Source organism: Amycolatopsis sp. NPDC006125, from assembly GCF_040614195.1.
Classification (GTDB): domain Bacteria; phylum Actinomycetota; class Actinomycetes; order Mycobacteriales; family Pseudonocardiaceae; genus Amycolatopsis_E; species Amycolatopsis_E tucumanensis.
In genome coordinates, this window is record NZ_JBEXTZ010000135.1 from 1 (window position 1) to 18,049 (window position 18,049).

Below are 18,049 nucleotides of genomic sequence, written 5' to 3' on the forward strand. Positions count from 1 at the left end.
CGCTGACGGCGCGGCGGCGCACCGGCACGGGCGTCTCGCGGCGCCGCGCGCTGCGACGCCGCTGGGTGGCGCTGCTGACCGTGCTGACGGTGGCCGGGCTCGCCTACGTCGTGTTGTTCACGTCGCTGCTGGGCGTGCGGTCGGTGGAGGTCCACGGCGCGAACAGCGTGCCGGGGGACCAGATCCTGGCCGCCGCCGCGGTGCCCGACCTGAAGCCGATGCTGTTGCTGGACACCGGCGAGATCGCCGCCCGCGTGACGGCGATCCCCGGGGTGGCCACTGTGGACGTCTCCAGGTCGTGGCCGTCCACTGTGGACATCACGGTGACGGAGCGGACGCCGATCGGCTTCACCGCGGCGGCCGACGGGTTCCACCTGGTCGATTCCGGCGGCCTGGACTACAAGACGGTGCAGAACAAGCCGGACGGCCTGCCCGAGGTGCAGGTGGCGGCGGTGGCCCCGGACGACCCGGTGACGCGCTCGGTGGTGGCGGTGCTCGCGACCGTGCCGCAGCCGCTGAAGGGGCAGATCACGGTCGTGCGGGCCAAAACCCCGGGCGGCGTGGAGTTCACGCTGGCCAGCGGCAAGACGGTCCGCTGGGGGAACGCGGAGAAGGCGGAGCGCAAGGCGCAGGTGCTCAACGTGCTGCTGACCCGCGAGGGGCAGGTCTACGACGTCGCGAGCCCCGAGCTGCCGACCGTCTCCTGAGGACGGAGACGGCCGGCCGGGATCGCTCAGTCGAGCGCCGCGTCCAGCGTGATCGTCGTGCCGGCCAGCGCCTTCGACACCGGGCAGGTCTGCTCGGCCGTCTTCGCCAGCTCGGCGAACTTCGCCGCGTCCACGCCGGGAACGGTGGCGCGCAGGGTGATCGCGATGCCGCTGATCTCGAAGCCGCCGCCCGCGGCCGGGCCGAGCGTGACCTCGGCGCTCACGTCGATGGACTCGGCGCGCAGGTTCTGCGACTCCAGCACGCCGGACAGGTTCATCGCCAGGCACGACGAGTGCGCGGCGGCGATGAGCTCCTCCGGGCTGGTCTGACCCTCCGGGTTGCCGGCGCGGGTCGGGAACGACACGTCGAACTGGCCCGCGTTCGACGAGTCGAGCGTGACGTGGCCCTTGCCGTTCTGCAGGCCGCCTTCCCAATGGGTGGTGGCGTCGCGACTGGGCATGGTGTTCCCCTTCCCTCGGTGTGAAGATCCTTCCGTCATCGAACATAGCGTGCAATTTAATTGCGCGCAACACATCCATTGTGGAAGGCTGTGGGTCATGATCAGAACGGAGCCGGCCTTCGACGGCGGCGAGCGCGAGCAACTCGGCGCGTTCCTGGACTTCCTGCGCGAGGCCGTCGTGCTCAAGTGCGCGGGCCTGACCGACGAGCAGGCCCGCCGCAGCCTCGTGCCGAGCGAGCTGACCACGACCGCCGGCCTGGTGGGCCACCTGACCTATGTGGAGCACCACTGGTTCGAGGTGGTCCTCGCCGGCCGTCCCAGCCGGTGGGACGAAAAGCTGGCCGCCGACCGCGACGCGGACTTCCGCGAGGCACTCACGATCCCGCTGGCGGACCTGGTGGACGCCTACCGCGCGCAGTGCGCGGTCAGCCGCGAGATCGCCGCCGGGATGGCGCCGGAGACCCTCGTGTCCTTCCGGGACGGCTCGATCAACCTGCGTTACGTGCTGATCCACATGGTGGAGGAGACCGGGCGGCACGCCGGGCACCTGGACCTGCTGCGTGAGCTGACCGACGGCCGGACCGGCGAATGACGCGTCCGGCGCGGTGATTTTGCAACGCCACGGCCGACACGCGGCGTGGCTACTGGATTCCGGTTCGCCGGATCCCTACCTTCGGCGGACGGAGCGGGGAGTTGACATAACTCTGAACCTTGAGTTTAGGTTGAGGGTTTTTCGCTCCCGGTGAGCGGTACGAGGAATTCACGATAGGAAGGCGGACCCGATGACGCCCCCGCACAACTACCTCGCGGTGATCAAGGTCGTCGGCATCGGCGGAGGCGGCGTGAACGCCGTCAACCGCATGATCGAGGTCGGCCTCAAGGGTGTCGAGTTCATCGCGATCAACACGGACGCGCAGGCGCTGCTGATGTCCGACGCCGATGTCAAGCTCGACATCGGCCGCGAGCTGACCCGCGGCCTTGGCGCCGGCGCCAACCCCGAGGTGGGGCACAAGGCCGCCGAGGACCACCGCGAGGAGATCGAGGAGGTGCTCAAGGGCGCCGACATGGTCTTCGTGACCGCGGGCGAGGGCGGTGGCACCGGCACCGGCGGCGCGCCGGTGGTCGCCTCGATCGCGCGCAAGCTCGGCGCGCTCACGATCGGCGTGGTGACCCGGCCGTTCACCTTCGAGGGCAAGCGCCGCGGCAAGCAGGCCGAGGACGGGATCCAGGCGCTGCGCAACGAGTGCGACACCCTCATCGTCATCCCCAACGACCGGCTGCTGCAGCTCGGCGACATCGGCGTCAGCCTGATGGACGCGTTCCGCTCCGCCGACGAGGTCCTGCTCTCCGGTGTCCAGGGCATCACCGATCTGATCACCACGCCGGGTCTGATCAACCTGGACTTCGCCGACGTGAAGAGCGTGATGTCCGGCGCGGGCAGCGCGCTGATGGGCATCGGCTCCGCCCGCGGCGAGGGCCGCGCGGTGCAGGCCGCGGAGAAGGCGATCAACTCGCCGCTGCTGGAGGCCTCGATGGAGGGCGCGCACGGCGCGCTGCTGTCCATCGCGGGCGGCTCCGACCTCGGCCTGTTCGAGATCAACGAGGCCGCCTCGCTGGTGCAGGAGGCCGCGCACCCCGAGGCGAACATCATCTTCGGGACGATCATCGACGACTCCCTCGGCGACGAGGTGCGCGTGACGGTGATCGCGGCCGGGTTCGACTCCGGCTCGCCCACCCACAAGAAGCTCGAGCCGCCCGCGGTGGGCACCCGCTCGACGACGGCCTCCGCCGAGGCCGGGCAGGTCCGCCAGCCGGCGCCCGCGGCGTCGGCGCAGCCCCCGGCGCCGCCGGCGGGTGGCGGCTTCCCGGTGACGCCGCCGCGGACGCCGCCGTCGGGCACCAACTACGGCACGCCGCCCAGCGGGCTTCCGCAGGCCGGTGGCGGCAGCCGCAGCTACCCGGCGCCGCGCACGAGCACCAGCCAGGGCAGCCTGCCCAGCCGGGCGGTCCCGGTGACCGACGACCCGTCCGACGACGACGTGGACGTCCCGCCGTTCATGCGGCGCTGACCCCGCGCCGGGCCTGACCCGCGGTCAGGCCCGGTGGTGCTGTTCGAGTTCGTCGATGGCGCGGGACAGCGTCCAGCGTTCGTCCTCGGACAGCTCCCACGGCAGGTGGTCCCGCAGCGCGGCGTCGAGCCGCTCGGCGACCACGACCTCCAGGATGTCCGGCACCCCGGCGCCCATCAGCAGCTCGGCCAGCGGCACCGACCAGTGGGGGTGCGGGAACCGCGCCGCGTGGCGGCTCGCCCGCGCCGCCTGCCAGATCCGCCGCGTCGCCTCGGGCCCGTCGAACCGGACGGCGTCCTGCAGCAGCCGGCACCAGCCGAGGTCGGAGACCTCCATCGCCCCGCTGAACTCACCCCACAGGTCGGCCTCGCCGATCTCGCGGAACAACACCAGCGCTCCGGCGCGGTCGCCCGCCGCGTAGCGCGCGTCGGCCTCGTCGAGCTTCGCCTTGAGCCGCCCGCTCGCGGTCGTGCCGTGCTCGGCGAGGTACTCCTCGTGGTCGCGGGCGAGGTGGGCGACGTCCGGCACCCGGAGGGTGACGTCCCACAGGCCCTCCGCCTCCTCTTCCGGGACGCCGTGCTCCAGCGCTTCCTCCAGCAGGGCGATCGCGCGGTCGTTGTGCTCGTCCATCTCGCCGGGCCCGAGGAACTCGATGTCGTCCAGGTGCCCGTAGGCCCCGGCGAGCGCGAACGCGCCCCGCACCGCGGGATCCACCTCGTCCAGGCGCTCGTCCACGGCTTCGGCGATCCGGGTCCACTTCTCCCGGCCGGGCGGGGTGAACAGCGCGGCCAGCTCCGGCGGCAGCTGCCCGGAGGTGGCCAGTGCGCGGACGCTCGGGGGCACGGGTGGCATCTCCATGGCGGTGAGACCGGCCGAGCATCGCGTCCGGTTCCCAGTAGGCTCAGGGGAAACCAGGCGAGTGGAGGTAGTGGGACTTGCGCATCCGTCGGGTGGTCACGACCAGGGCGGGTGGCGTTTCGGCGCCGCCGTACGACACGTTCAACCTCGGCGACCACGTCGGTGACGACCCGGCCGCGGTCGAGGCCAACCGCAAGCGGCTCGGCACCGAGCTGGGTGTGGAGCGGGTGGCCTGGATGGAGCAGGTGCACGGCCGCACGGTCACCGTCGTCGACGGCAGCGAGACCGCGCCCGCCGAGGCCACCGACGCGCTCGTGACGAAGACCCCCGGCCTGCCCGTCGCCGTGCTCGTCGCGGACTGCGTGCCGGTGCTGCTGGGCGACCCGGAGACCGGCGTGGTGGCCGCGGTGCACGCCGGACGTGTCGGCGCGCGCGTCGGGGTGCTGCCCGCCGCGCTCGAGGCGATGGTCGAGGCCGGCGCCGAGATGGGCCGCATCGAGGTGCTGCTCGGCCCGGCGATCTGCGGCGAGTGCTACGAGGTGCCCGCCGAGATGGCCGCCGACGTGGACAAGCACCTGCCCGGCAGCGCGACCCGCACCCGCGCCGGCAAGCCGGGGCTGGACCTGCGCGCCGGGCTGTGGCGCCAGCTCGCCGAGGCCGGCGTCGGCAAGGTCGGCGTCGATCCGCGCTGCACGGCCGAGGACCCGACCCTGTTCAGCTACCGGCGCGACGGCACCACCGGTCGCATCGCCGCGCTGACCTGGGCCGAGCCGGAATGAGCGACGAGCAGCGCCGGGAGGAGATCGCCAAGGCCCTCGAAGCCGTGGAGGCGCGCGTCGCCGACGCGTGCGCGGCGGCCGGGCGGCCGCGCGGCGAGGTGCGCCTGCTCGCCGTCACCAAGACCTTCCCCGCGACCGACGCGGCCCTGCTCACCGACCTCGGCCAGACCGACCTCGCGGAGAACCGCGACCAGGAGGCCGGCGCGAAGGCGGCCGAGGTGCGCGAGCTGCGGCCGGACGCGCGGCCGCGCTGGCACATGATCGGGCGGCTGCAGCGCAACAAGGCGCGGTCGGTGGTGCGCTGGGCCGACGAGGTCCAGTCCGTCGACTCGATGCGGCTCGCCGACGCGCTCGCCAAGGCGCTTCGCAACGCGCACGAGGCGGGGGAGCGGTCCGGTCCGCTGGACGTCCTGATCCAGGCCAGCCTCGACGACGATCCGTCACGAGGCGGCTGTCCGCTCCCTCAGCTGGGTGAGCTGGCCGATCACATCGCCGGGCTGGACGGGCTGCGGCTGCGCGGGCTGATGGCGGTCGCGCCGCTGGGCGCCGACCCCGCCCCGGCCTTCGCGCGCCTGGCCGCCGCGGCCGCTGACCTCCGCCGGAGCCACCCGGACGCGGTCGAGTTGTCCGCGGGGATGAGTGGTGATCTTGAACCCGCCATCGCGCACGGTTCGACATGTGTGCGTGTCGGAACCGCGTTGCTCGGCGCCCGCGGTCTAGCCTCGCCGTAGCGAGATCACCCGGAAGTGAGCGATCGCGTCCGGGTAGTCAGGTGAGGGAGCGGCTAGGGAGAGGCATGAGCGCGCTGCAGAAGCTGAAGGCCTACTTCGGCATGATCCCGGCCGACAGTGACGGTTACGACGGCTACGACTCCTACGAGGCCGCCGACCGGTACGACGACGACTACCGCCGCGACTACGCGGACGAAGCCTACGACGGCTTCGACGAGGAGCCGCCGCCGCGTGCCCGCCGACGGTACCGCGACGGTTCCGACTACGACGAGGAGGGCCCGCTCCGCACGCGGCCGCGGTCGCCGGAGCCGCCGGTGCACGGCGCGCTCGCGGTCGAGCGGCAGCCGGAGCCGGTGGCGCGGCTGCGCCCGGTGCCGGAGCCGGCCAGGGCGTCGGCGCCGCGGGACGCGCTCGGGCGGATCACCACGCTGCACCCGACGAGCTACGTCGAGGCGCGGGGGATCGGCGAGGCCTACCGCGAGGGCATCCCGGTGATCATCAACCTGACCCAGATGGAGAACGCGGACGCCAAGCGGCTCGTGGACTTCGCGGCCGGGCTGGCGTTCGCGCTGCGCGGCTCGATGGACAAGATCACCAACAAGGTGTTCCTCCTCTCGCCGCCGGACGTGGAGGTGACCGCGGAGGAGCGCCGCCGGATCGCCGAGGGCGGGTTGTTCCTCCGTCACTGAGCGCGATCGCCGGTTCCCGGAAATGGGGTGGAACCGTGTGATGGCACAACTACAGGTCGTAACAATTTAGGCCGAACGGGTGAAACCGTTGGCTAAATCACAGTTCGATTACGTGACCCGGGCACACCGGGCGTTCCGGGTGCTCCCGGGGTCACGGCGATGTGGCAGAGTGGTGTTCGTGGATGCGGTCCGGCTAGTCCTCTACTACGTGCTGTTCGTCTTTTGGCTGCTGCTCACAGCGCGTGTCGTGGTGGAGCTCGTGCGAGCCTTCGCACGGGATTGGCGCCCCGCGGGCGGGGTTGCGGTGACGCTGGAGACCATCTACACAGTGACCGATCCTCCGGTCCGCGTGGTGCGGAGGATCATTCCGATGGTTCGCATTGGCGGCGTCGGACTGGACTTATCGATTATGGTGCTGCTGTTGGTTGTGTTCATACTGATGCAACTGGCGCTTCCTGGGTGACTTCGGGGGAACCCAGGTGTCGGAGCAGGCCATGGAGTGCGTGAGGTGATCTGATGTCGTTGACCCCCGCTGACGTGCATAACGTTGCGTTCAGCAAGCCACCCATCGGCAAGCGGGGCTACAACGAGGACGAGGTGGACGCGTTCCTCGACCTGGTGGAGACCGAGCTCGCGCGGCTCATCGAGGACAACAACGAGCTGCGCCAGCAGGTCGAGCAGCTCGACGCCGAGCTCGAAGGCACCCGTGCCGACCTCGAAGCCGCCCGCGCCGGTGCCGGCCCGCAGGAGCGCCGCCTGGCGCCCGTGCCGCCGCCCTCGGCCGCCGAGCAGACCCAGGCCCACCCGATGTCGGACGGCGGCGAGCCGAACGTGCAGGCGGCGAAGGTCCTCGGCCTGGCCCAGGAGATGGCCGACCGGCTGACCGCCGAGGCCAAGACCGAGTCCGACGGCATGCTCGCCGAGGCTCGCGCGAAGTCCGAGCAGCTGCTCTCCGACGCCCGCACCAAGGCCGACTCGATGGTCAACGAGGCGCGCACGCGAGCGGAGAACATGCTCAACGACGCCCGCACCCGTGCCGAGACGCTGGAGCGGCAGGCGCGCGACAAGGCGACGACCATGGAGCGCGAGGCTCAGCGCAAGTACACCGAGACCATGAACACGATGAACAGCGAGAAGACCGCGCTGGGCAAGAAGATCGAGGAACTGCGCACCATCGAGCGGGAGTACCGCACCCGGCTGCGCGGGTTCCTGGAGTCCCAGCTGCGCGAACTCGACGACCGCGGCTCGGCCGCGCCCGCGTCGGCGTCCTCGAACTCGGGACAGGCCGGCGCCGGATCGGGCAGCGGCCAGGGCTACTCGTTCGGTCCTCGCGCCGAGGCGGGCTGAGCTTCCCGGTGACGGTTCCGGCGCTCCGCGTGGGAGGGTCGGAACCGTTCCGGGCGTGGTTCGTGTTGTAATTCAGCGTGCTCTTCATCGTTCTGGTCCTGGTTCTGGCCGCGCTGGGGTTGCTGATCGCGGCTCTGATCACGGCGAACTCGCTGTGGGCGTGGATCTCGATCGGCCTGTCGGTCGCCGCCGGGCTGCTGCTGGTGGTCGACTTCGTGCGGCGCCGGGTGGCCCGCCGTCGCGCGTCCGCGGTGGCGGAGCCTGCCGAGGAGCCAGGGGACGAACCCGCCGTCGCCGCGTCGGCGGACGACGACGAGCCGTCGGCGCCGGAAGCCACGGCGGTGGAGAAGCCGGCGGACGAGCCTGCCCCGGAGAGCCCGGCCGCCGAGGTCGAGGACGCGCCGGCGGACCAGACGGCGCTGATCCCCACGGCCGGTGAGCTCGTCGGCACGGCCGAGGAGGGCGAGCCGGGCGAGGAGCCGACGGACCCGGCGGACGCGAAGATCGTGGACGAGCTGGACGTCGAGGTCGTGGTCGTGGACGAGCACCCGCGATACCACCTGACTGACTGCGGCTGGCTCGCCGACCGGGACACCATCCCGATCTCGGTGAAGGAAGCCCGGGACCTCGGCTTCACACCGTGCGCGCGTTGCGCCCCGGACGCCCACCTGGCCGAGGCTCACCGGGCGAAGGCCTGAGGCGTCGCCGGGCTGCGTGCTTGGCGGTACGTGGTCTCGGTGAGGGGAGCCGGGGATCTTGGCCTGAGGGCGGTCGCAAGGGTGTGCGGTGTGCTCGGCGGTACGTGGTCTCGGTGAAGGAAGCCGGGTTTCATGCCGTGCGCGCGTTGCGCCCCGGACGCCCATCTGGCCGAGGCGCACCGGGCGAAGGCCTGAGGCGTCGCCGGGCTGCGTGCTTGGCGGTACGTGGTCTCGGTGAGGGGAGCCGGGGATCTTGGCCTGAGGGCGGTCGCAAGGGTGTGCGGTGTGCTCGGCGGTACGTGGTCTCGGTGAAGGAAGCCGGGTTTCATGCCGTGCGCGCGATGCGCCCCGGACGCCCATCTGGCCGAGGCGCACCGCGCGAAGGCCTGAGTCGGTCCAAGGCGCTGCGCTGCTGATACCCACCCGGAGGCGCGCGCCTCATGCCATCCGCACGCCGAGTAGCTCGGCGAGCGCGTCCGCCCCGGTGGGGGTGAGCCGGAGCGCTCGGTGGCCCGGCCGGCGCCTCGTCACCCAGTCCCGCTCGACGAACCGCTCCGCGAGCGCCGCGCCCAGTGCGCCCGCCAGGTGGTGCCGCTGTTCCGACCAGTCCAGGCAGAACCTCAGCAACGGCCGCCGCCCGCGGCCCGCGTCGACGGCGGCCAGGTCGAGCCCGAGCGGGGCCAGCACCTCCGCCGCTGCCGGGCCGACGACGTACGGGTGCTCGCTCAGGGGCTGCGACAGCCGGTCGCCCGGACGCCGGGCCGTGCCGCGGACACCGTCCACCGCGACCAGCGCCCCGCGCTCCACCAACGCGGCCGTGACCTCGACACCGAGCCGCCCGGCCAGGTGGTCGTAACAGGTCCGCGCGAACCGCAGCGCCTGCGCCCGGGTGCCCGACCGCAGCGACGTCACCGGCCGGGCGGGGGAGAAGCGCGCGAGCGTTTCGAGGATCTCGACGGCATCCGGTCGCAGCCGGTAGAAGCGGTGCCGCCCGGACCGCTCCGCCTCGACGAGCCCCGCCTCCCGCAGCTTCGCCAGGTGCGCGCTCACCCCGGGCGCGGACAACCCGGCCTCCACCGCGAGCACGGACGCCGCGAGAGCCCGCCCGTCGGCGAGCGCCGTCAGCACCCGCACGCGGGCCGGATCCGCGAACAGCGCCGCGGTGCGCGCGATGTCGACGTCGCCTCCGCTCATGGACCCAGCATGCCGCGGGAACACTTCCGCCGCCGCCGAAGTGTCCCGACGCGCCCGGTGATCCTTTGTGGACTCGGCGTCCGGTGGCGAGATCTCGCGGTCGACGGGCATCGGATTACTACTTGGCTGTCGGAAAAGCAGCCCGGTCATGGTCCACTATGGATGGCCGTCCGGGCCTTGCGGACCGTCGGGTAGGCGTTCAGACTGGCCCACCACGCACATTCGCCGGTGTCGCCTCTTTCTTCTGTCGCAACCGGAAAACACGGACAAACAGGGTGATTTCATGGCCCGGCACCTCATGGGCCGACGCGACGAGCACGCTGCCGCCCAGTACGCCGACCCCGGCCTCGTGCGCGGCTACGCCGCGGCCTACGAGTCGGGGCGCGCCACCCGGTACTTCCAGTCGCGGCTGCACCTGGTCGACGAGGCGCTGCGGCCGGCTTCCGGCGCGCTGCTGGACGTGGGGTGCGGGCCGGGGATGCTCGTGCGCCACCTGCTCGACACCAGGCCGGCCGGCTTCCGGATCACCGCCTGCGACCGGTCGGCCGCGATGATCGAAGCCGTGGCCGAGCGCGCCGGCGCCGACGACGTCGAACTCGCCGTCGCCCGGATCGAGGACATGCCGTTCCCCGACGGCGCGTTCGACGTGGTCGTGGCCATGGGCGTGCTGGAGTACGCGCGCGCCCGGGACGGCGTGCGCGAACTGGCCCGGGTCCTGCGGCCGGGCGGGCTGGCCGTGGTGACCATGCTCAACCCGCTGAGTCCCTACCGGCTCGTCGAATGGTGCCTGTACTGGCCGTTCCTCCGGTTGCTCGGGAAGGTGGAGCGGCTGGCCGGCGTTCCGCCGGGGAAGCGGCACACCGTGCCCAAGAGTGGCATCCGCGCGCTTCCGGCGGCCCGGCTGCGCCGCATGCTCCGCGGCGCCGGGCTCGAGCCCGCGGACCCGGTGTACTACGACGTGACGCCGTTCGTGCCGCCCCTGGACAAGGTGTTCCGCCGGTGGCGGCGGGAATGGCGCGGCCACCTGGACCGGACGGTCAGCCGCGGGCCCGGCCGGTGGCTGGGCACCGGATACCTGGTCACGGCCCGGCGATCCGGCCGCGCGCCGGCGGAGCGGACCGCGTCGGCGACCGCACGGCGAGTCTGACCGGGCGTGCCGGCTGGGGATGAGCAGCCGCGCCGGTCCGCCGCGACACTTCCAGCCCGGTGGAAGCGAATCCGCGGTCTGCTGGACCCATGCCCGACCGCCGCGCCACCGTCCTGTTCACCCAGTGCGCCGGGATGTTCCTGGTGCAGCTCGACGTCACCGTGGTCAACGTCGCGCTGCCGGACATCGGCGCCGCCGTCGGCTCTGACGTGCCCGCGCTGCAGTGGGTCGTCGACGGCTACACCGTCGCGCTCGCCGCGCTGCTGCTGACCGGCGGGGCGCTCGGTGACGTACTCGGCCCCCGCCGGGTCGTGCTGGCCGGGCTGGGGATCTTCGGCGCGGCCTCCGCGGGGTGCGCCCTCGCACCCGGCAGCGCCGCCCTGGTCGCCGCGCGCGTCGCGCAGGGAGCCGGGGCCGCGCTGCTGCTGCCCGGGACGCTGGCGGTGATCACCCGCGCCTTCCCCGGCCGCCGGGAACAGGCCAGGGCGCTCGGCGTCTGGGCCGGGGTCTCCGCGCTGGCCCTGGCCGCGGGCCCGCTGCTGGGCGGCCTGCTCGTCACCGCCACCGGCTGGCGCTCGCTGTTCTGGATCAACGTGCCGCTGACCGCCCTCGCGGCCGCCGGGACCCTCCGCGTCCCCGCCGGCCGGCCTGCCGCCGGGCGCGTGGACGTCGCGGGCACCGTCACCGGGGCCACCGCCCTCGCCGCGCTGGTCTACGCGGTCATCCAGTCCAGCGTGCCCGCCGCGGTCCTCGGCGTGGCCGCCGCCGTGGCGTTCCTGGCCGCCGAACGCCGCAGCCCCGCCCCGATGCTGCCGCTGACCCTGCTGCGCTCGCGCACCTTCGCCGCGGCCAACCTCGTCGCCGGCGCGATGAACTTCGCCGGCCTCGGCACGATCCTGCTCGCCACGCTCTACCTGCAGGGCGTCCACCACGCGACCCCGCCGGCCGCGGCACTGGCGATGCTGCCCGGGTTCCTGCCGCTGTCGCTGCTCGCGCCGGTCACCGGGCGGCTCACCGCGCGCTTCGGCCCGCGCCCGGTGATGATCGCCGGGCTGCTCACCGGCTCGGCCGGCCTGCTCGGCCTGCTGCGGGTCACCGCGACCAGCACGATCACCGGCGCGTTCCTGCCCGCGTTCGCCCTGGTCGGCGTGGGGCTGGGCCTGCTCACCGCGGCCGTCGTCGCCGCGGCGGTCGGCGGCGTCCCGGCGGACCGGGCCGGCATCGCCAGCGGCGTCAACAACACCGCGCGGCAGGCCTGCGGCGCGCTCGGCATCGCCACGTTCGGCGCGATCGCGGGCAGCCCCGCCCGGCCGGCCGCGTTCGTGCACGGGCTGCACGCCGCGGCCGTCCTCGGCGCCGCGCTGTGGCTGGCCGCCGCCGTGCTCACCGCCGCCGCGGTCGGCCGACCCTGAGCGAAACCCGGTTGCGGCAGGCGGCTAACCTGGAAGGACACGGCGTCGATCCGGCCATCACCGGGGAGCCTCCGGAAGAACGGGACCAGGTGGTCCTCAGTAGAACCGGACGGGTACGGCCCGTCACAGCCGTCAACGAAGAGGCCCGCTCGGTGAGCGGGCAAACGGGGTGGTACCGCGGAAGCGGCGCTCAGGTGGCGCCCTTTTCGTCCCCGTGCTGGATCCCCAGCGGATCCGCCACGAGAGCGACGAGCACCCGCGAGGAGCGCACCGATGTACCCGAAGGCTCAGCTCGGCGACGGGCCGGCAGGCCAGGTCCCGTCCCAGCCGTCCTTCCCGGCGCTGGAGACCAGCGTGCTGGCCTACTGGGAGTCCGACCGGACCTTCCAGGCCACCATCGACGCGCGCGAACCGGGGACGAACGGCAGCAACGAGTACGTCTTCTACGACGGCCCGCCGTTCGCCAACGGCCTGCCGCACTACGGCCACCTCCTGACCGGTTACGTCAAGGACATCGTGCCGCGGTACCAGACCATGCGCGGCCGCCGCGTCGAGCGCCGCTTCGGCTGGGACACCCACGGCCTGCCCGCGGAGCTGGAGGCCGAGCGGCAGCTCGGGATCACCGACAAGTCCCAGATCGACGAGATGGGCATCGCCGCGTTCAACGAGGCGTGCCGCGAGTCCGTCCTGCGCTACACGAACGAGTGGCGCGAGTACGTCACCCGCCAGGCCCGCTGGGTCGACTTCGACCACGACTACAAGACGCTCGACGTCACCTTCATGGAGTCGGTGATCTGGGCGTTCAAGCAGCTGTGGGACAAGGGCCTGGTCTACGAGGGCTACCGCGTGCTGCCCTACTGCTGGCGCGACGAGACGCCGCTGTCCAACCACGAGCTGCGGATGGACGACGACACCTACGCCAACCGCCAGGACCCGGCGCTGACCGTCGGGTTCCGCGCCGAGGGCAACGGCACCGACCTGGACGGCGCCTACCTGCTGATCTGGACCACCACGCCGTGGACCCTGCCGTCCAACCAGGCGGTCGCGGTGCACCCGGACGTGGACTACGTCGTGGTCGAGCAGGACGGGAAGCGGTTCCTGCTCGCCGAGCCGCGCGTCGCCGCCTACGCCAAGGAACTCGGCGAGGAGCCGGCCGTGGTGGCCCGGTACCGGGGCGCCGACCTGGCCGGCGTGAAGTACGCACCGCCGTTCCCGTACTTCCTCGGCAACGAGAACTCGCACCAGGTGCTGCTGGCCGACTTCGTCACCACCGACGACGGCACCGGCATCGTGCACATGGCCCCGGCCTACGGTGAGGACGACAAGGCCGCCGGCGACGCCGCGGGCATCACCCCGGTCACCCCGGTCGACGCGCACGGCCGCTTCGACTCGACCGTGCCGGACTACGAGGGCCAGCAGGTCTTCGACGCCAACCCGGACATCATCAAGGACCTCAAGTACGGCACCGGATCCGCCGCCCGGCAGGGCGCGATCCTGCTGCGGCACGAGACCTACGAGCACTCCTACCCGCACTGCTGGCGCTGCCGGAACCCGCTGATCTACCGGGCGGTGTCGTCGTGGTTCGTCAAGGTGACCGCGTTCAAGGACCGCATGGTCGAGCTGAACCAGCAGATCACCTGGTACCCCGAGCACGTCAAGGACGGCCAGTTCGGCAAGTGGCTGGAGAACGCGCGCGACTGGTCGATCTCGCGCAACCGCTACTGGGGCACGCCGATCCCGGTGTGGATGTCGGACGACCCGGCGTACCCGCGGGTGGACGTGTACGGCTCGCTGGACGAGCTGGAGCGCGACTTCGGCGTGCGGCTGGACAACCTGCACCGGCCCTACATCGACGAGCTGACCCGGCCCAACCCCGACGACCCGACCGGGCGTTCGACGATGCGCCGCGTCCCGGACGTGCTCGACGTCTGGTTCGACTCGGGTTCGATGCCCTACGCCCAGGTGCACTACCCGTTCGAAAACGCCGAGTGGTTCGAGCACCACTACCCGAGCGACTTCATCGTCGAGTACATCGGGCAGACGCGCGGCTGGTTCTACGTGCTGCACGTGCTCGCGACGGCGCTGTTCGACCGCCCGGCGTTCCGCGCCTGCGTGTCGCACGGCATCGTGCTGGGCTCCGACGGGCAGAAGATGTCGAAGTCGCTGCGCAACTACCCGGACGTCAACGAGGTGTTCGACCGGGACGGCTCCGACGCGATGCGCTGGTACCTGATGGCCAGCCCGATCCTGCGCGGCGGCAACCTGATCGTCACCGAGAAGGGCATCCGCGACGCGGTGCGCCAGGCCGTGCTGCCGCTGTGGAACTCCTACTACTTCCTCGCGCTCTACGCCAATGCCGAGGGCGTGGAGGGTCAGTGGCGCACCGACTCCACGCACGTGCTGGACCGCTACATCCTGGCCAAGACCGGCGAGCTGGTCACCGACGTGCAGTCCGCTTTGGACACCTGCGACGTCGCGGGCGCCTGCGCCACCACGCGCGACTTCCTGGAAGTGCTGACGAACTGGTACGTGCGCCGGTCGCGCGAGCGGTTCTGGGCCGGTGACAAGGACGCGATCGACACCCTGCACACCGTGCTGGAGGTCGTGTCGCGGACGATGGCGCCGCTGCTGCCGCTGACCACCGAGGTGGTGTGGCGCGGGCTCACCGGCGGCCGGTCGGTGCACCTGCAGGACTGGCCGCTGGTCGACGAGCTGCCCGCCGACGCCGCGCTGGTGACGGCGATGGACCGGGTCCGGCAGGTGTGCTCGTCGGCGCTGTCGCTGCGCAAGGCGAACAAGCTGCGCGTGCGGCTGCCGCTGGCGAAGATGCTCATCGCCGCCGATGACGCGGAGGCGCTGGCGGACTTCACCGACATCATCGCCGACGAGGTCAACGTCAAGTCGGTCGAGCTGAGCACGGACGTCGCCGCGCACGGCCGGTTCGAGGTCGCGGTCAACGCCCGCGCCGCCGGGCCGCGCCTGGGCCGGGACGTGCAGAAGGTGATCAAGGCCGTCAAGGCGGGCGACTGGACCACCTCGCCGTCCGGCGCCGTGGTGGCCGCCGGCATCGAACTGGCCGAGGGCGAGTACGAGCGGCGCCTGGTCGCCAAGGACGAGGGCGCCACCGCGGAGCTGCCCGGCGGCTCCGGCCTGGTGCAGCTGGACACCGCGGTGACCCCGGAGCTGGCCGCCGAGGGCGTGGCGCGCGACCTGGTCCGCGTCGTGCAGCAGGCGCGCCGCGACGCCGGGCTCGACGTGGCCGACCGGATCGCGCTGACCGTGGACGCGCCGGAGGACGTGGTCGCCGCGGCCAAGGTGCACGAGGAGTTCGTGGCGGGCGAAACCCTGGCGAACTCGGTGTCCTACGGGCACGTGGACGGCGGTTTCGCGGGCGCGGTCGGCGACGGCGACAAGATCACTGTGGCGGTAACGAAGGCCTCCTGATCACCGACAGACGGGGAAACACCAACAGGGGGTTTCGCCGGTGACTTGGCGCAGGTGGGTGCTGGCGGGTGGCGCGGCAGCGGTCGTCGCGATCGTCGTGGCGGCCGTTGTCGTCGTGTGGGGCGGGTCCTCGCCGGACAAACCCCAGGCCAGCGGCTCGGGCGCCGAGGACTCGGGCACGGTGGCTTCGCGATTCCTGCTCGCCTTCGCCGAGGGCGACGCCGACGCGGCGGCGGCGCTGACCGACGACCCGCGCGCGGCGAGCGTGCTGATCGCCGACGCTCGCCGCGGCCTGGCCCCGGTGTCCGTTTCGGCGCGGCTGGGCCAGGTCACGCCCGCCGCCACCCGGGCCACCGCGACGTTCCAGGTGAGCTGGACGATCGCGGCCGGGCAGGTGTGGTCCTACGACAACAGCCTCGACCTGGTGGCCGCCGACGGCCGCTGGCTCGTGCACTGGAGCCCCGCGGTGGTGCACCCGAAGCTGCGCGCCGGGCAGCAGCTCGCGGTGCGCACGCGCGCGGGCAAGAACGCCGTGGTCGACCGCAACGGCAGGCCCGTCCTGACCTGGCAGGCGGCGGGCACGCAGGTGGCGGAGCCGGGTGTGGCGCCGCTGCTGGCGCCCGCGTTGCAGCGGACGGTGTCCGCGCGGTCGCAGGGCGGCTGGTCGGTGGTCAGCACGGATGTCGACGGCGCGGTGCAGGAAACGCTGTTCGGCCAGGGCGACGTCGAGGTGGCGCCGCTGACCACGACCCTGAGCCTGCCCACCCAGGCGGCGGCGCAGCGGGCGGTCGACTCGGCGGCGTACCCGGCGATGCTGGTGGCGATCCAGCCGTCGACCGGCGACCTGCTCGCGGTGGCCCAGAACGCGGCGGCCGGGGCCGAGCCGAAGGCGCTGAACGGCCTGTACGCGCCGGGGTCGACGTTCAAGATCGCCACCGCGGCGGCGTTGCTGGAGTCGGGCGCGGCCACCGCGGACACGATCGCGGACTGCCCGGCCACCGCGCGCATCGGGCAGCGCACGATCCCCAACGACGACCAGTTCTCCTTCCCGCCGCTGCCGCTGCACTCGGCGTTCGCGCACTCGTGCAACACCACGTTCGCGCAGCTCGCGTCGACGCTGCCGCCGGACGCGCTGGCCGACGCGGCGAGCGGGTTCGGCCTCAACGCCGACTTCACCATCCCGGGCATCACCACCGAGGCGGGCAAGGTGGTCGCCACCTCCAGCGGCGCCGAGCAGGTGGAGTCCGCGATCGGGCAGGGCACCGTGCAGGCGAGCCCGTTCGGCCTGGCCCTGATGGCGGCCACCGTCGCGCGCGGCGACGAGGTGACGCCGCGGCTGTGGCAGGAGCTGGAGACGTCGGTGAACACCGGCTACCGGGCGCCGTCCCGGGACGTGATCGCGGCGCTGCGGACGATGATGCGCGAGGTCGTCACCGGCGGCACCGCGACCGGGCTGCGCGGCAACGGCGTCGTGTACGGCAAGACCGGCACGGCGCAGTTCGGCGACGGCAGCCAGGCGAACGGGTGGTTCGCCGGGTACCGCGACGACGTGGCGTTCGCGGTGCTGCTGCTCGGGTCGGACTCCTCCAAGCCGGCCGTCACCGTGTCCTCGGCCTTCCTCGGCGCACTGGGCTGACGTTTCGGCCGCGGCCGACGTGTGCGGCTACTACCGTGGCCGGTGTGGAGACGATCGCGCTGGCCGAGGTGGCCGCGGTGCTCGCCGACCCGAGCCGGGCGGCGATGTGCCTCGCCCTGCTCGACGGGCGGGCGTGGACCGTCGGGGAGCTGGCCCGCACGGCGGGGATCGCGCCGTCGACGGCGAGTGAGCATGTCAGCCGCCTGAAGGAGGCGGGGTTCGTGGCGGGGGTGAAGCAGGGGCGGCACGCCTACGTGCGGATCGCCGACCCGCGGGTGGCCGAGCTGATCGAGCACCTGGCGCAGCACGCCGGGCAGCGGTCCGCCTCGGGGCTGCGCGAGTCGCTGCGCGCGCGGCGGCTGGCGTTCGCGCGCACCTGCTACGACCACCTGGCCGGCACGGTGGGCGTCGCCCTGCGTGACGGCATGATCCGGACGGGACTGGTCTCCGACGGGGACGGCCTCGCGCTGACCGGGCGCGGTCGTTCGGTGCTCGGCGAGCTGGGGGTGACGATCCCCGCCGGGCGCCGCCCGTTGCTGCGGGCGTGCCTCGACTGGACCGAGCGCCGGGACCACCTGGGCGGTGCACTCCCCGCGGCGCTGTTCGCGCGCGGCGTGGAGGCGGGCTGGTTCGTGCGGCGGCCCGACCGGGCGGTGGTGGTGACCGCGGCGGCGGGGGAGCCGCTGGCGCTCCTGGGCGCGGAGCTGCCTGCTGATCGTCCTGGGGTGGCCTGAGGTTGGTGTGGCCCTGGCAGGGGCTGCGCCGTGAGGCAGGTCCCGCCGGCCACCGGCGCCCGCCGCTGGCCCGCCGTGTTCGCGCGACCTGGAGCGGCATGCGGTGCAACCGGCGCCGCCCGGCCGCGCGCTCCCGGCGGCGC

General features: G+C 72.9%; 17 protein-coding genes. 14 read left to right on the top strand and 3 right to left on the bottom strand.

Annotated features, from left to right (window positions below; genetic code table 11):
- Window positions 1-707, top strand: a 707-nt coding sequence (locus ABZ193_RS39385) for an FtsQ-type POTRA domain-containing protein (protein ID WP_354713779.1), incomplete at its 5' end; no start/stop codon positions are given.
- Between the two features lie 26 nt (window positions 708-733).
- On the opposite strand, the gene ABZ193_RS39390 is transcribed toward ABZ193_RS39385, so the two are convergent.
- Window positions 734-1,168, bottom strand: coding sequence for an OsmC family peroxiredoxin (locus tag ABZ193_RS39390; protein WP_237337424.1), 435 nt, complete (start codon window positions 1,166-1,168; stop codon window positions 734-736).
- Window positions 1,169-1,265: 97 nt separating this feature from the next.
- Between ABZ193_RS39390 and ABZ193_RS39395 the strand changes: the two genes are divergently transcribed.
- Together ABZ193_RS39395 and ftsZ are read left to right on the top strand one after the other, a co-directional pair.
- Window positions 1,266-1,760: a DinB family protein gene (locus tag ABZ193_RS39395; protein ID WP_354713781.1), complete on the top strand. Its 495-nt coding sequence runs from the start codon at window positions 1,266-1,268 to the stop codon at window positions 1,758-1,760.
- A 190-nt stretch (window positions 1,761-1,950) separates the two neighbouring features.
- On the top strand, window positions 1,951-3,237 hold the full coding sequence (gene ftsZ / locus ABZ193_RS39400; protein WP_237337426.1) for a cell division protein FtsZ: 1,287 nt from the start codon (window positions 1,951-1,953) through the stop codon (window positions 3,235-3,237).
- Between the two features lie 24 nt (window positions 3,238-3,261).
- On the opposite strand, the gene ABZ193_RS39405 is transcribed toward ftsZ, so the two are convergent.
- On the bottom strand, window positions 3,262-4,089 hold the full coding sequence (locus ABZ193_RS39405; RefSeq protein WP_354713796.1) for a hypothetical protein: 828 nt from the start codon (window positions 4,087-4,089) through the stop codon (window positions 3,262-3,264).
- A gap of 83 nt (window positions 4,090-4,172) precedes the next feature.
- Here ABZ193_RS39405 and pgeF point away from each other — a divergent pair, with 83 nt between their 5' ends.
- From pgeF to ABZ193_RS39435, 6 genes are all read left to right on the top strand, one after another.
- The gene (gene pgeF / locus ABZ193_RS39410) at window positions 4,173-4,874 is read left to right on the top strand and encodes a peptidoglycan editing factor PgeF (protein WP_027930871.1); all 702 of its coding nucleotides are present in this window, start codon (window positions 4,173-4,175) and stop codon (window positions 4,872-4,874) included.
- Entirely contained in the window at window positions 4,871-5,605 is a 735-nt protein-coding gene (locus ABZ193_RS39415; protein WP_354713784.1) for a YggS family pyridoxal phosphate-dependent enzyme, read from the top strand. Before pgeF ends, ABZ193_RS39415 begins: the two co-directional genes overlap by 4 nt.
- 65 nt (window positions 5,606-5,670) lie before the next feature.
- Window positions 5,671-6,294 (top strand): cell division protein SepF, encoded by a 624-nt coding sequence (gene sepF, locus ABZ193_RS39420; protein ID WP_020423153.1) that lies wholly within the window; start codon window positions 5,671-5,673, stop codon window positions 6,292-6,294.
- A gap of 178 nt (window positions 6,295-6,472) precedes the next feature.
- Window positions 6,473-6,757 carry a YggT family protein gene (locus tag ABZ193_RS39425; RefSeq protein ID WP_026153057.1) on the top strand — a complete coding sequence of 95 codons (285 nt, stop codon included), beginning with the start codon at window positions 6,473-6,475 and terminating at the stop codon, window positions 6,755-6,757.
- A 53-nt stretch (window positions 6,758-6,810) separates the two neighbouring features.
- Window positions 6,811-7,641, top strand: a complete 831-nt coding sequence (locus ABZ193_RS39430) for a DivIVA domain-containing protein (protein ID WP_020423154.1) — start codon at window positions 6,811-6,813, stop codon at window positions 7,639-7,641.
- A gap of 77 nt (window positions 7,642-7,718) precedes the next feature.
- On the top strand, window positions 7,719-8,339 hold the full coding sequence (locus ABZ193_RS39435; RefSeq protein ID WP_354713786.1) for a hypothetical protein: 621 nt from the start codon (window positions 7,719-7,721) through the stop codon (window positions 8,337-8,339).
- 438 nt (window positions 8,340-8,777) lie between these two features.
- Here ABZ193_RS39435 and ABZ193_RS39440 read toward each other — a convergent pair whose 3' ends face one another.
- Complete coding sequence (locus ABZ193_RS39440) at window positions 8,778-9,533, bottom strand: metalloregulator ArsR/SmtB family transcription factor (RefSeq protein ID WP_354713788.1); 756 nt, start codon at window positions 9,531-9,533, stop codon at window positions 8,778-8,780.
- A 283-nt stretch (window positions 9,534-9,816) separates the two neighbouring features.
- Between ABZ193_RS39440 and ABZ193_RS39445 the strand changes: the two genes are divergently transcribed.
- The 5 genes from ABZ193_RS39445 to ABZ193_RS39465 all read left to right on the top strand — a co-directional run bounded on the left by ABZ193_RS39445 (window position 9,817) and on the right by ABZ193_RS39465 (window position 17,906).
- Window positions 9,817-10,680, top strand: a complete 864-nt coding sequence (locus ABZ193_RS39445) for a class I SAM-dependent methyltransferase (protein WP_354713790.1) — start codon at window positions 9,817-9,819, stop codon at window positions 10,678-10,680.
- A gap of 89 nt (window positions 10,681-10,769) precedes the next feature.
- Window positions 10,770-12,092 (top strand): MFS transporter, encoded by a 1,323-nt coding sequence (locus tag ABZ193_RS39450; RefSeq protein WP_354713792.1) that lies wholly within the window; start codon window positions 10,770-10,772, stop codon window positions 12,090-12,092.
- Between the two features lie 273 nt (window positions 12,093-12,365).
- A complete protein-coding gene (gene ileS / locus ABZ193_RS39455) occupies window positions 12,366-15,536 on the top strand; it encodes an isoleucine--tRNA ligase (RefSeq protein WP_354713793.1) in 3,171 nt (1,056 codons plus the stop codon).
- A 58-nt stretch (window positions 15,537-15,594) separates the two neighbouring features.
- Window positions 15,595-17,172, top strand: a complete 1,578-nt coding sequence (locus ABZ193_RS39460) for a penicillin-binding transpeptidase domain-containing protein (protein ID WP_354713797.1) — start codon at window positions 15,595-15,597, stop codon at window positions 17,170-17,172.
- A gap of 44 nt (window positions 17,173-17,216) precedes the next feature.
- Window positions 17,217-17,906: a helix-turn-helix domain-containing protein gene (locus tag ABZ193_RS39465; protein WP_354713795.1), complete on the top strand. Its 690-nt coding sequence runs from the start codon at window positions 17,217-17,219 to the stop codon at window positions 17,904-17,906.
- Window positions 17,907-18,049 lie beyond the last annotated feature (143 nt).